Genomic DNA, 12,564 nt, shown 5'->3' on the forward strand with positions numbered 1-12,564 from the left:
TTGAACGTTCAATCAACAAAGAATAAGATCTGCGACAATTCGTCGCTGCTTACAGATTTTTCCTACGTGTAAATGACGATAAACCGACATCCAAAACGGCTCGAAACCCCTACGCCTTGGCGTTCCGGGCTTCGGGCTTTTTTCGGGGTGTCTTTATATCACCCGTCGGTCGGCTGCCCACTAACCGATTAGTCGGGTACCGCGTTGCCTTGTGTTCTTCTCTCGCACTGCCTGGAGCATCTGTGCCATGAGTTCTGCCTCTCTTATAAAGACCCCACCCGATAAGGTGACGGTCAACGGTTGGGTGTTCTACACCTCTACCGCGCTGATCCTGTTGTTGACCGCCATTCTGATCATCGCCCCGCAAGAGGCCGGCAGAGTGCTCGGTATTGCCCAGGCCTGGTTGTCCCGCAGCTTCGGCTGGTACTACATGGTGGTGATCGCCGCTTACCTGGTGTTTGTGGTGGGCCTGGCGTTTTCGTCCTATGGCAAACTGAAACTGGGCAGCAAGGACGATACCCCGGACTTCAGCTACGGCGCCTGGGCGGGGATGCTGTTCTCGTCGGGTATCGGCATTTCGCTCCTGTACTTCGGTGCCTCCGAGCCGCTGGACCACTACTTCAACCCGCCCGAAGGCGTGGCCGCGAGCAACATGGCCGCCCGTCAGGCGGTTCAGCTGACGTTCCTGCACTGGGGCCTGCATGGCTGGGCGATCTACGCACTGGTCGGTCTGGCCGTGGCTTACTTTGCCTACCGTCATAACCAGCCGCTGGCGCTGCGTTCGGCGTTGTATCCGCTGGTGGGCGAGCGTTGGGTCAAAGGCGCGGCCGGTCATGCGGTGGACGGCTTTGGCATGTTCGTGACCTTGCTGGGGCTGGTGACGAACCTGGGGATTGGTTCGCTGCAAGTGTCTTCCGGGTTGGAAAACCTGTTCGGCATGGAGCACAGCAACACCAACCTGCTGATCGTGATCATTGTGATGAGCACCGTGGCGACCATCGCCGCCGTGTCCGGTGTGGAAAACGGTATCCGCCGTTTGTCCAACCTGAACATCGTGCTGTTCAGCGGTTTGCTGATTTTCGTCCTGTTGTTCGGCCCGACCCTGCACCTGCTCAACGGCTTCGTGCAGAACATTGGCGACTACCTGAACGGCGTGGTCCTGAAGACCTTCGACCTCTATGTGTACGAAGGCGACAGTGAGAAGTCCGACCGCTGGTTGGGCCTGTGGACCCTGTTCTACTGGGCCTGGTGGATTTCCTGGGCGCCATTTGTGGGCATGTTCATCGCGCGTATTTCCCGTGGTCGCACGGTGCGTGAACTGGTGGCCGGCGTGCTGCTGATTCCGCTGGGCTTCACCCTGGCGTGGCTGTCGATCTTCGGTAACTCGGCCCTCGACCTGGTGATGAACCATGGGGCGGTGGAGCTGGGGAAGACGGCGCTCGAACAGCCGTCCATGGCGATCTACCAGTTGCTTGAGCATTACCCGGCGTCGAAGGTTGTGATCGGCGTGTCGATTTTTGTCGGTTTTGTGCTGTTCCTGACCCCGGCGGATTCCGGCGCGGTGATGATGGCCAACCTTTCGTGCAAGGGCGGTAATGTCGACGAAGATGCGCCGCACTGGCTGCGGATTTTCTGGTCGGCGGTGATTACCCTGGTGACCATCGGCCTGCTGTTTGCCGGTAACTTCGAAGCCATGCAAACCATGGTGGTGCTGGCCGGTTTGCCGTTCTCGGTGGTGCTGGTGTTCTTCATGTTCGGCTTGCACAAGGCCATGCGCCAGGATGTGCAGATCGAGCAGGAGCAAGCGGAGTTGGCTGCGCGCGGTCGTCGTGGTTTCAGCGAGCGTTTGACTCAGTTGGACCTGCAACCGAACCAGTCGATTGTTCAGCGTTTCATGGACAAACAAGTCAGCCCGGCGCTGGAAGATGCGGCGGTGCAATTGCGCGGTCAGGGTCTGGATGTGCAGACGTTGCTGGGCAAGTCGAAACGCTGCATGGGCGTGCGGATCGAGATGGAAGAGGGCAACCCTTTTGTCTACGAAGTGAGCCTGGACGGCTATCTGGCGGCGGCGAGTGACACGGCGTCGGCTGAAAGCGCTGATGAACCGCGCGCACGCTACTACCGCGCCGAGGTGTACCTGCACAACGGCAGCCAGGATTACGACTTGATGGGCTTCACCCAGGATCAGATCACCCGTGACGTGCTCGATCAGTTTGAAAGCCATCGGCAGCTCCTTGGCCGTGTCTATAGCTAAACCTTGATAGGGCGCGGTGTTTCAGTCTGAAACACCGCGTCCTATCCATCGCGGGCAAGCCCGCTCCCACAGGATTGCCACCGTCCTTGTGGGAGCGGGCTTGCCCGCGAAGGGGCCATCACTAGCAAAGCAGCTTGACCCGATGTCCCGATAAACAAAAACGCCGCGATCCTCTCGCGGCGTTTTTGTGTCTGCTGCCTTACCCCAGGTTCTTGCCGAGCAGCGCGTGATACAGCTCGCTGTCGCCGAGAATCCCGACCACTTTGTTGTTGTCGTGAAGCACCAGTTTGTTGCCGGTCTGATAACGAATCTGCAACGCATCGCGCATGCCGATGTTCGAGTCCACCAGCGTCGGCCGACGGCCCAGACCTTCCACCGCTTGCCCTGGAATCCAGTTCTGCAGGTCCAGGCTCGCGCCGTTCTGGCGGGCGCCCTTGATGGTGTTGCCTTCAGCCAGGTCCAGCCACGAATCTCCGCCCGGATCGAGGCACACCGAACCGTTGATGCGCTTGCAGTTGTCCAGCGTGCGCATCAGGCTGCGGCCGCACAACACGTTCAGCGGGTTGGTGTGCGCGACGAAGGTCCGCACGTAGTCGTCCGCCGGGTTCAGCACGATCTCTTCCGGCTTGCTGTACTGAATGATCCGGCCGTCTTTCATGATCGCAATGCGGCTGCCGAGCTTCAGGGCCTCATCGAGGTCGTGACTCACGAACACGATGGTCTTGCTCAGCTTGCGTTGCAGTTCCAGCAATTCGTCTTGCAGGCCCTGGCGGATCAGCGGGTCGAGTGCCGAGAACGGTTCGTCCATCAGCAGAATGTCGGCGTCCATCGCCAGTGCGCGGGCCAGGCCCACACGTTGCTGCATACCGCCGGAAAGCTCGTTGGGTTTCTTGTTGCGCCATTGGGTCAGGCCCACCAGCTCAAGCTTGTCGTCCACCAATGTGCGGCGTTCCTTCTCGGGACGACCCTGCATTTCCAGGCCGAAACTGATGTTTTCACGAACGGTCAACCAAGGCATCAGGGCGAACTTCTGGAACACCATCGCAATGCGCTTGGTGCGCATCATTTTCAGTTCTGCCGGGGTGCAGGAGGCGATGTCGATCTGCTTGCCTTCGTGCTCGACAAACAGCTTGCCGCGGCTGACGGTGTTGAGGCCGTTGATGCAGCGCAGCAGGCTGGACTTGCCGGAGCCGGACAGGCCCATCAGTACGCAGATTTCACCTTTTTCGACGTCCAGGCTGGCCTTTTCCACACCAACGATCTGCCCGGTCTTTTTCAGGATCTCGTTACGGGTCATGCCTTGATCCAGCAGTTTGAGTGCCTCGCGTGGATCTTTGGAGAAGATTACGTCGACGTTATCGAAGCGAATAATGCTCATGCGTCACCCCCTACTTTGGCGTCGGGTTGTTTGCAGATACGGTCGAGCATGATCGCCAGCAATACGATCGCCAGGCCCGCTTCGAAGCCCAGGGCGATATCAGCAGTGTTCAGTGCGTTGACCACGGGTTTGCCCAGGCCGTCGGCGCCTACCAGTGCCGCGATCACCACCATCGACAGCGACAGCATGATGCACTGGGTAATGCCGGCCGCGATGCTTGGCATGGCGTGGGGCAATTCAATCCGTGAGAGCAGTTGACGTCGCGAGCAGCCAAAGGCCTTGCCAGCGTCCATCAATTCTTCCGGTACATCGCGAATGCCCAGGTAAGTCAGGCGGATAGGCGCGGCAATCGCGAACACTACCGTCGAGATCAAGCCCGGGACCACACCCAGACCGAAGAGGGTCAGGGTAGGAATGAGGTACACGAAGGTCGGTACGGTCTGCATCAGATCGAGCACCGGACGCATCAATGTGTAGAACATCGGTTTGTGCGCGGCGACGATGCCCAACGGCACGCCGATGACCACGCAGACCAGGGTGGCGAACAGCACCTGGGCGAGGGTTTCCATGGTTTCCTGCCAGTACCCCAGGTTGAGGATCAGCAGGAAGGAGGCGATGACGAAAACCGTCAGTCCCCACTTGCGTTGAATGAAGTGTGCCAGTAGTGCGATGAGGCCGATCAATGCCAGCGGGTTGAACCAGGTCAGCGCAAAAGTCACGCCGTGGATCATCGTTTCCAGTGTCACGGCGATTGCGTCGAAGGTGTTGGCGCCGTGTTGCGTCAACCATTCAACGAAGCCCGCGATGTACTGGCCTAAAGGGATTTTCTGATCAATCAGCATGGTAGTGAACGTCCGCATGCAAGGAAATAAACAGCCCGGACGGCCGAAGCCGTCCGGCGTAAGCGATTACTGCGCGAGCTTGGCTTTCACGGCCTCCAGGCCTGGTTTACCGTCAATGGTGGTCACGCCAGCGAGCCAGGTATCGAGGACCTGTGGATTCTTTTTGAGCCAGGCCTTGGCGGCCGCGTCAGGCTTCATCTTGTCGTCCAGGATGTTGCCCATCAGAGAGCTTTCCATGTCGACGGTGAATTCCAGGTTCTTCAGCAGTTGGCCGACGTTGCTGCATTCCTGGGTGTAACCCTTGCGGGTGTTGGTTGCCACGGTGGCGGCGCCGAAGTCGGGGCCGAAGAAGTCGTCACCACCGGTGAGGTACTGGATCTTGAAGCGCTTGTTCATCGGGTGCGGCGCCCAGCCGAGGAAGACCACGGCGGTGTCGCGCTTCTGCGCGCGATCGACCTGCGACAACATGCCGGCTTCGCTGGACTCGACCACTTTGAAACCAGCGTCTTTAAGGCCGAAGGCGTTCTTGTCGATCATACTCTGGATCAGGCGGTTACCGTCGTTACCTGGCTCGATGCCGTAGATCTTGCCGTCGAGCTCTTTCTTGAATTTGGCGATGTCGGCGAAGTCATGCAGCCCTTTGTCGTACAACGCTTGCGGCACGGCGAGGGTGTACTTGGCGCCGGTCAGGTTGGTGCGCACCACATCGACGGTGCCGGCATCGCGGTAGGCCTTGATGTCGTTTTCCATGGTCGGCATCCAGTTACCCAGGAAGACGTCCATGTTCTTGCCGTCGGCCAGGGACTTGTAGGTCACCGGCACGGAAATCATCGTGGTTTTGGTCTTGTAGCCGAGGGCGTCGAGCACGACGCTGGTGGTAGCGGTTGTCGCGGTAATGTCGGTCCAGCCGACATCGGAGAAGTTTACGGTACTGCACTGAGCGGGTTCTGCAGCGTGAGCCAGTAACGGCAGACTCAGCATGGCGGCCAACAACAACGACGGGGAACCTTTCATGGATGGACTCCTTGGTGTTTTTTTTGGCAGTGTTCCGACTGGACCACCGCACTTATAGGTTGCGGTTGGATGGCGTTTTGGAGACAGCTCTACCACGGCGCCTTGCAATCGAGTCGATACGATCATGTACCAGTGAAAATCTGACGCCTACAGGGTGCGTCGTAACCAGTACAGGGAGGGTCGCATCCAGTGTCGGTGACGTCGTTTACAGCTTTTTTCAGCCCTCTTTTCCCCTCTGATCCGCTAAAAAACGGCGAAAACATTGCGTCGCCGCCCTGCGGCGTTGGTGGGCATGAGTGCGTCGGTGTGAGACGTCGAACGACATGACAAAAGCCTGATGATGCGGCCATCTCGGCGGATTGCAGCTTGAGCGTAGCAGCTCCGCCACTGGGCGCCTTTGCGTCTGGAGTCGGCACATCCAGGAGTTCGGCAGTAATGGCTATCAGTGTTTTCGACCTGTTCAAAATCGGCATCGGTCCTTCCAGTTCGCACACCGTGGGGCCTATGCGGGCCGCCGCGCTGTTTGTCGAGTCGCTTCGGGACAAGCATCTACTGGAGCAGGTGCGACGGGTCGAAGTTCAACTTTATGGTTCGCTGTCGGCCACCGGCATCGGTCACGGCAGCGACAATGCCGTCATCATGGGCCTGATGGGCGAATGGCCGGATGCGATCGATCCGTCGCAAATCGGCATTCGCATCGAAACCCTGCGTGAAACCCACATGTTGCTGCTCGACGGTCGCTTGTCGGTGCCGTTCATTTGGGCGCGGGACATGCGCCTGATCGACGAAAACCTGCCGTTCCACCCCAATGCCATGACCCTGATCGTCGAAGGCGATCACGGTGAGCTGCATCGCGACACCTACTATTCCGTCGGCGGTGGTTTTGTCGTGGATGAGGCCCAGGCGTCCAGCGGCGTGGTCGATCTGGACCGCACCGTGTTGCCGTACGATTTCTCCAGCGCCGTCGAACTGTTGAGCCTGTGCCAGACGCACAACCTGCGCGTGGCTGAATTGATGATGGCGAACGAGAAGGTCTGGCGCAGTGAAGAGGAAATCCGCGCCGGTCTGATGAAGTTGTGGCGTGCCATGCAGGATTGCGTCGACCAGGGCCTCAAGCACGAAGGCATCCTGCCCGGCGGCCTGAATGTGCGCCGTCGCGCGGCGAAGTTGCACCGTAGCCTGCAGGAACTGGGCAAGCCCAATGTGATCGGCTCGACCTTGAGCGCCATGGAGTGGGTCAACCTGTTTGCGCTGGCGGTCAACGAAGAGAACGCCGCGGGTGGGCGCATGGTCACGGCGCCGACCAACGGCGCGGCGGGGATCATTCCGGCGGTGTTGCACTACTTTATGAAGTTCAGCGAGGCGGTGACGGACGCCAACGTGGTCGACTATTTCCTCAGTGCTGCGGCGGTGGGCATTCTGTGCAAGAAGAACGCCTCGATCTCCGGCGCCGAAGTCGGTTGCCAGGGCGAAGTGGGTTCGGCTTGCGCGATGGCGGCAGCGGGGCTGGCGGAGATTCTCGGTGCCACGCCGGAGCAGTTGTGCAATGCGGCGGAAATCGGCCTGGAACACAACCTCGGCCTGACATGCGACCCGGTGGGTGGACTGGTGCAAGTGCCGTGCATCGAGCGCAACGCGATTGCCGCGGTGAAAGCGATCAACGCGGCGCAGATGGCGCTGCGTGGGGATGGTCAGCACTTTATCTCGCTGGACCGGGTGATCCGCACCATGCGTGATACCGGCGCGGATATGCATGACAAATATAAAGAGACATCGCGGGGTGGGTTGGCGGTGAGCGCGGTGGAGTGTTGAGACCGAGTTGACGCCATCGCGGGCAAGCCCGCTCCCACAGGATTTGTTGTGTATTCAAAAACTGATGCGCACCACAAATCCCTGTGGGAGCGAACTTGCTCGCGATGGCGTCAGACCAGTCAAAACTGCGCGCTAAATGAACACCCGATTCAAAACACGCCACCTTTTAGCGCGTCGCTTACAGATAAGCCCCTTTCCGAATCACAGGGATCCAAACCGGCCCTGACCACTCGTCACCCGTGCTTGCGGTGACACTCTGTCCCGGCACCTCGCAGCCCTGTTCCCACAAGTGCTACCGATTTGCTCACGCCCCGCAAGGCAGGGCGTCTATCGCCGATAATGGCACTTATATCCACCCGTCGCCGCGCGGCTTATATAGACATGTCGCGACGTCGTTTTCAGGAGTTATTGAACGCGCATTCAATTTTAGGCATGGCATTTGCTCTGTCATTACAAAGCCCGTCTCCCACGCGAGAACGATGGCAATAACAAGAGCCTCCGCCTGAGGCCATCACCCGCTTTGTGTGAGGAGATACCGCGATGACGACGTCCAACTCCGGGGCTCAACCCCAGAACCGTGCGCCTCAATCCATCGGCTTTCTGCTGTTGGACAATTTCACGCTTATTTCTCTGGCCTCCGCAGTTGAACCCCTGCGCATGGCCAACCAATTGTCCGGCCGCGAGCTGTATCGCTGGTCCACACTCACCGTCGATGGCGGCCAGGTCTGGGCCAGTGACGGTCTGCAGATCACCCCCGACTGCTCCATGCACAAAGCCCCACCCCTGGACACCATCATCGTCTGCGGCGGTATCGGCATCCAGCGCACCGTTACCCGTGAACACGTGTCGTGGCTGCAAAGCCAGGCGCGTCAGTCCCGTCGCCTCGGCGCGGTCTGCACCGGCAGCTGGGCCCTGGCCTGCGCCGGCCTGCTGGACGGTTTCGATTGCAGCGTGCACTGGGAATGCCTGGCCTCGATGCAGGAAGCTTTCCCGCGTGTGGCCATGAGTACCCGCTTGTTCACCCTCGACCGTAACCGTTTCACCAGCTCCGGCGGCACCGCGCCACTGGACATGATGCTGCACCTGATCAGCCGCGATCACGGCCGTGAACTGTCCGCCGCGATCTCGGAAATGTTTGTCTACGAACGCATCCGCAACGAGCAGGACCATCAGCGTGTGCCACTCAAGCACATGCTCGGGACCAACCAGCCGAAATTGCAGGAAATCGTTGCGCTGATGGAAGCCAATCTGGAAGAGCCGATCGACCTCGACGAACTGGCGGTGTACGTCGCCGTTTCGCGTCGACAGCTTGAGCGCCTGTTCCAGAAATACCTGCACTGCTCGCCGTCGCGCTACTACCTGAAGCTGCGCCTGATCCGCGCCCGGCAGTTGCTCAAGCAAACGCCGATGTCGATCATCGAAGTGGCATCGGTGTGCGGTTTCGTGTCGACGCCGCACTTCTCCAAGTGCTACCGCGAATACTTCGGCATTCCGCCGCGTGACGAGCGCGTAGGTTCCAACACCACGCAACAGGTGGCGATGATGCCGCTGCCGCAAGCACTGGTGCTGTCGCCATTGTCGGGGCCGTTGTCGGCGTTGAGTCAGGCGCGTAACGAGTCGACTTTCGCTAGCGTACGGCTCTAGACCGCGCTGGCTTCATCGCGGGCAAGCCCGGCTTCTACAGGATCACGCTGTACTGTAGGAGCCGGGCTTGCCCGCGATGGCGGTTTATCAGGTTCTAGGGCTCTGTTGATACTCCGCCAACGCTGGCAGCAATTGCCTGTCGATCGCCTGACGCACTGCCGGCAGGATGGTCGCGCTGCTGGTGTACATATTCTTGACCATCTTGCGCAGTTCATATGCCCGGGCATCGTCCAATCCCCTTACCGCACACTCGCAAGCCTGTTCGGCTGTGGCACCGCTTGGCACTTGAAAACCCAACGATTTCAGCTGGCCCAACAGGTCTTCCTGGTCGATCAAATCGGCGTACATCATGACGCAATCCTTCTTCAGGGAACGGTGTCTTGGCTCGATTCTGGTAGGGGGACGAAGTGGCGGCAAGGGCGATTTGTCGCAATGGCCGCAATACCTATGAGCATGTCGTTTTCGGCTAACTTGTGAATCAAGGGAGTGGGCACACTGGACTCAGCTGGCAACACGAAGGTTTGGTCACCCTCGCGCAACGGCTCCTCAACAGTACCCTCCTCAGCTCCGATCCTGTCACGGCTTGATCGGGGTTTTTTTTGCCTGTGAATCAGGGCGGGATGGGGTGTCTGGATTTAAGCCATCGCGAGCAGGCTCACGCCTACACTCAACCGTATTCCTCTGAAAGAACCCGGTCAACGGCAGGAGTGAGCCTGCTCGCGATGAACGATGACGCGGTCTAGCGTTGCAACACCAGGATCCGCGACAACAACTCATCACGGTCGACATAGCACCCCTGAAAATGCCGGGCGCCACTGGCGGGATCAAACGCATTGCGCGCATGCAGCGTACGACGGTTATCAAAACACCACAGCTCGCCCGGATTCAGCCGCGTCATCACCCGAAACCGTGCTTCCCGAGTCATCGCGATGAACCGCCGGTAAGCGTGATACAGCCCGGGCATCTGCTCCACCGACGCATCAAACGGTCCGCGCAGGAAGTTCGCCATGCGGATTTCCGACACCTGCCCCCGTGCATCCAGCGCGATGATCGGCGCCAGGCAACGGTAGTCGCTGTGACGGTCCTTATTGCGGAACTCCACAGGGATTTCACAGAGACTTTTAAACGCCTCGGGGTCCTCATTGCGCAAGGCATCGGCGATGGCAAAACCGTCGACAAAAATACTCTCGCCACCGTCGGCATCATTGACCAGGCAATGCAGGAATTGCAGCCCTGGTTGCAGCTCCCGGGTCGGCAGATCGCTGTGCAACGGCAGGTTGAAAGCGGTGTAGGCATTGCTGTCGGCATCGGCCTTGGATTGCACGTTGAACAGCACGCCGAAATTGCTCTCGCGGATGAAGGAAATCCGCTGGGCGATCAGCTTCAGCGAGCCCGGTTCAGTGGGGACGCCGCGCACTTGAGTCAGGCCGATATCGCGCACTGCCAGTAGCCATTGCAGCAGGGCGTCGTTGTCATTCATCAATGCCTGGTAATCGAACACCGGCAGCTGCAAATCCTGCTGCCACAGCCTGGCCTTGGGTTTACGCGCCTCCCGTTCGGCGCGGGATTCATCGTCATAGGCATGGGCGCGCAGCCAGCCGGGGTCGAAGCGGCTGAGATGGCCGTCCTGCCAATCGACGCAGAGACAACCTTCAGCATCGACGCGAGAGTCGGAAGGCAACAGGGTTTCGGCGACATCGACGATTTCCAGCACTTGCTCGCGGGTCACGGTATAGACGCATTGCGGGCAGGGGCAGTTGTCGCGCAACCACTGATGATGAAAGGGGCTGACGCGACCGTCCGCCCAGCTCACTTGAATTCGGTCCGCCAGGGTGTGCACGGCGGTCAACGCGCTGATCAACGGGTAGGTACGGAAGTCGGCAAAAGCGGCGGCGGTGTTCAATGGCGATCTCCTTGTTATTTTTTTTGGGGTAAAGCGATCACTCGACCAATGTACTCGGGGGTGGGCAAGTCAGTCTGCTCGGCGACGATGGCTTGCAGCTTGCTCAGCGACAGTTCACTGAAGGGCGCGGATCGCGGCCCGGCAAGGTCGACGTGCAGCAACATTTGCTCGTTGCCGGCCAGCTCCTTGTCGTCACCGACCCGATGCAGGCTGTGGTAGAGGTGCAGGCGTTTGCTGTCGTGACCGATGATTTGCGTGTGCACTTCGACGTCGGCGTCGAGCTTCACTTCGTGCAGGTAATTGAGGTGCAGTTCGAGGGTGAACAGCGAGTGGCCGCTGGCTTCGCGGTTGTTGCTGTCGAGCCCTAAGCGATCCATCAGCGCGTCGGTGGCGTAGCTGAAGATCAGCAAGTAGAAAGCGTCGCGCAGGTGGCCGTTGTAGTCGACCCAGTCGGGGATGATGCGTGTTTGGTAGGTGGTGAGGGTGGGCATGATGAGGATCCAGAATATAGGGTGATCGGGCTGCCGCTATCGCGAGCAAGCTCGCTCCCACAAGGACTGCGCAAAACCTGTGGGAGCGAGCTTGCTCGCGATGGGGCCAGTCCTGCCAGTTCATTACTCGCTGAAGGCCATCCCATGCTTTTCTTTGGTGGTCTTCACCGCTTCGAGCACCGCCAGCAGGCAATCATCACGATAGCGCTCCAGCGCCGAAATGCTGTGCGTGCCCAACTGATCAGTGGTGCCATCCACCACATCATCGATCAATTTGTCGGTCAGCTCCGGCGCTGGCAAATAGGTCCACGGCAACTGCAACGCCGGACCGAACTGCGCCATGAAGTGGCGCATCCCGGCGTCACCGCCGGCCAGCGTGTAGGTCAGGAACGTGCCCATGAATGACCAGCGCAACCCCGCGCCAAACCGAATCGCGTCGTCGATTTCACCGGTGGTTGCCACGCCATCGTTCACCAGGTGCAGCGCCTCACGCCAGAGCGCTTCGAGCAAGCGGTCGGCGATAAAGCCGGGCACTTCCTTGCGCACATGCAGTGGACGCATGCCTAGGGATTCATACACTTTCATCGCCGCTTGAACGGCTTCGGGCGCAGTGTTTTTGCCACCGACCACTTCCACCAGCGGCAGCAGGTAGACCGGGTTGAACGGGTGGCCGACCACACAGCGTTCCGGGTGGGTTGCGCTCTCGTAGAACTCGCTTGGCAACAGGCCAGAAGTACTCGAGCCGATCAAGGCATTGGGCTTGGCGGCGGCGCTGATTTTGCTGTGCAGTTCCAGTTTAAGATCGAGGCGCTCGGGGGCGCTTTCCTGGATGAAATCGGCGTCGCGTACGCATTCTTCAATCGTCGCGACAAAGCGCAGGCGATCCTGAGAAGCACCAGGCGCCAAGCCTTGTTTCTCCAGTGCGCCCCACGCGTTGGCGACGCGTTTGCGCAGGGCGGCTTCGGCACCGGGCGCCGGGTCCCAGGCGATCACGTCAAGGCCATGGGCGAGGGCGCGGGACACCCAGCCGCTGCCGATGACACCGCTGCCCAGGGCTGCGAAGGTTTTGATTTCGGTGATAAAAGTCATGGCGACGTCCTGAAAGAATTCGGTGGTCCCGTAGGAGCCGAGCTTGCTCGCGATGGCGTCGGTAAATCCGGCACATTTTTGCGGCCGGGATACCGCAATCGCGAGCAAGCTCGGCTCCTACAGAGAGAGGGTTCGTG

The 12,564-nt window shown here is 59.7% G+C and carries 10 protein-coding genes; 3 read left to right on the top strand and 7 right to left on the bottom strand.

Going from position 1 to position 12,564, the window contains the following annotated elements:
* Positions 1-304: 304 nt before the first annotated feature.
* Positions 305-2,254, top strand: coding sequence for a BCCT family transporter (locus D882_RS0129950; protein WP_231986537.1), 1,950 nt, complete (start codon positions 305-307; stop codon positions 2,252-2,254).
* A gap of 199 nt (positions 2,255-2,453) precedes the next feature.
* On the opposite strand, the gene choV is transcribed toward D882_RS0129950, so the two are convergent.
* The 3 genes from choV to D882_RS0129965 form a co-directional block, all read right to left on the bottom strand.
* Complete coding sequence (gene choV / locus D882_RS0129955) at positions 2,454-3,632, bottom strand: choline ABC transporter ATP-binding protein (RefSeq protein ID WP_027926638.1); 1,179 nt, start codon at positions 3,630-3,632, stop codon at positions 2,454-2,456.
* Positions 3,629-4,474, bottom strand: a complete 846-nt coding sequence (choW, locus tag D882_RS0129960; protein ID WP_027926639.1) for a choline ABC transporter permease subunit — start codon at positions 4,472-4,474, stop codon at positions 3,629-3,631. The genes choV and choW overlap by 4 nt, the downstream gene beginning before the upstream one ends.
* Positions 4,475-4,540: 66 nt before the next feature.
* Positions 4,541-5,488, bottom strand: coding sequence for a choline ABC transporter substrate-binding protein (locus D882_RS0129965; RefSeq protein ID WP_027926640.1), 948 nt, complete (start codon positions 5,486-5,488; stop codon positions 4,541-4,543).
* 435 nt (positions 5,489-5,923) lie between these two features.
* On the opposite strand from D882_RS0129965, the gene D882_RS0129970 reads away from it, so the two are divergent.
* A complete protein-coding gene (locus D882_RS0129970) occupies positions 5,924-7,300 on the top strand; it encodes an L-serine ammonia-lyase (RefSeq protein WP_027926641.1) in 1,377 nt (458 codons plus the stop codon).
* 540 nt (positions 7,301-7,840) lie between these two features.
* Positions 7,841-8,944, top strand: a complete 1,104-nt coding sequence (locus tag D882_RS0129975) for a GlxA family transcriptional regulator (RefSeq protein ID WP_027926642.1) — start codon at positions 7,841-7,843, stop codon at positions 8,942-8,944.
* A gap of 87 nt (positions 8,945-9,031) precedes the next feature.
* Here the strand turns inward: D882_RS0129975 and D882_RS0129980 are convergent, their stop codons facing one another.
* The 4 genes from D882_RS0129980 to D882_RS0129995 all read right to left on the bottom strand — a co-directional run bounded on the left by D882_RS0129980 (position 9,032) and on the right by D882_RS0129995 (position 12,427).
* Complete coding sequence (locus tag D882_RS0129980; RefSeq protein ID WP_027926643.1) at positions 9,032-9,295, bottom strand: hypothetical protein; 264 nt, start codon at positions 9,293-9,295, stop codon at positions 9,032-9,034.
* 388 nt (positions 9,296-9,683) lie between these two features.
* Positions 9,684-10,847, bottom strand: coding sequence for a gamma-butyrobetaine dioxygenase (locus tag D882_RS0129985; RefSeq protein ID WP_027926644.1), 1,164 nt, complete (start codon positions 10,845-10,847; stop codon positions 9,684-9,686).
* A gap of 14 nt (positions 10,848-10,861) precedes the next feature.
* Complete coding sequence (locus tag D882_RS0129990; RefSeq protein WP_027926645.1) at positions 10,862-11,338, bottom strand: thioesterase family protein; 477 nt, start codon at positions 11,336-11,338, stop codon at positions 10,862-10,864.
* Positions 11,339-11,461: 123 nt separating this feature from the next.
* Complete coding sequence (locus D882_RS0129995; protein ID WP_027926646.1) at positions 11,462-12,427, bottom strand: L-carnitine dehydrogenase; 966 nt, start codon at positions 12,425-12,427, stop codon at positions 11,462-11,464.
* Positions 12,428-12,564 lie beyond the last annotated feature (137 nt).

Origin of the sequence: Pseudomonas sp. URMO17WK12:I12, from assembly GCF_000514395.1 — a bacterium.
GTDB classification, from domain to species: domain Bacteria; phylum Pseudomonadota; class Gammaproteobacteria; order Pseudomonadales; family Pseudomonadaceae; genus Aquipseudomonas; species Aquipseudomonas mucoides.

What these genes read in the sequence shown, in the direction of transcription:
- choV (WP_027926638.1), bottom strand. Translation starts at nt 3,632, where the DNA reads ATGAGCATTATTCGCTTCGATAACGTCGACGTAATCTTCTCCAAAGAT.
- choW (WP_027926639.1), bottom strand. Translation starts at nt 4,474, where the DNA reads ATGCTGATTGATCAGAAAATCCCTTTAGGCCAGTACATCGCGGGCTTC.
- D882_RS0129965 (WP_027926640.1), bottom strand. Translation starts at nt 5,488, where the DNA reads ATGAAAGGTTCCCCGTCGTTGTTGTTGGCCGCCATGCTGAGTCTGCCG.
- D882_RS0129970 (WP_027926641.1), top strand. Translation starts at nt 5,924, where the DNA reads ATGGCTATCAGTGTTTTCGACCTGTTCAAAATCGGCATCGGTCCTTCC.
- D882_RS0129975 (WP_027926642.1), top strand. Translation starts at nt 7,841, where the DNA reads ATGACGACGTCCAACTCCGGGGCTCAACCCCAGAACCGTGCGCCTCAA.
- D882_RS0129980 (WP_027926643.1), bottom strand. Translation starts at nt 9,295, where the DNA reads ATGATGTACGCCGATTTGATCGACCAGGAAGACCTGTTGGGCCAGCTG.
- D882_RS0129990 (WP_027926645.1), bottom strand. Translation starts at nt 11,338, where the DNA reads ATGCCCACCCTCACCACCTACCAAACACGCATCATCCCCGACTGGGTC.
- D882_RS0129995 (WP_027926646.1), bottom strand. Translation starts at nt 12,427, where the DNA reads ATGACTTTTATCACCGAAATCAAAACCTTCGCAGCCCTGGGCAGCGGT.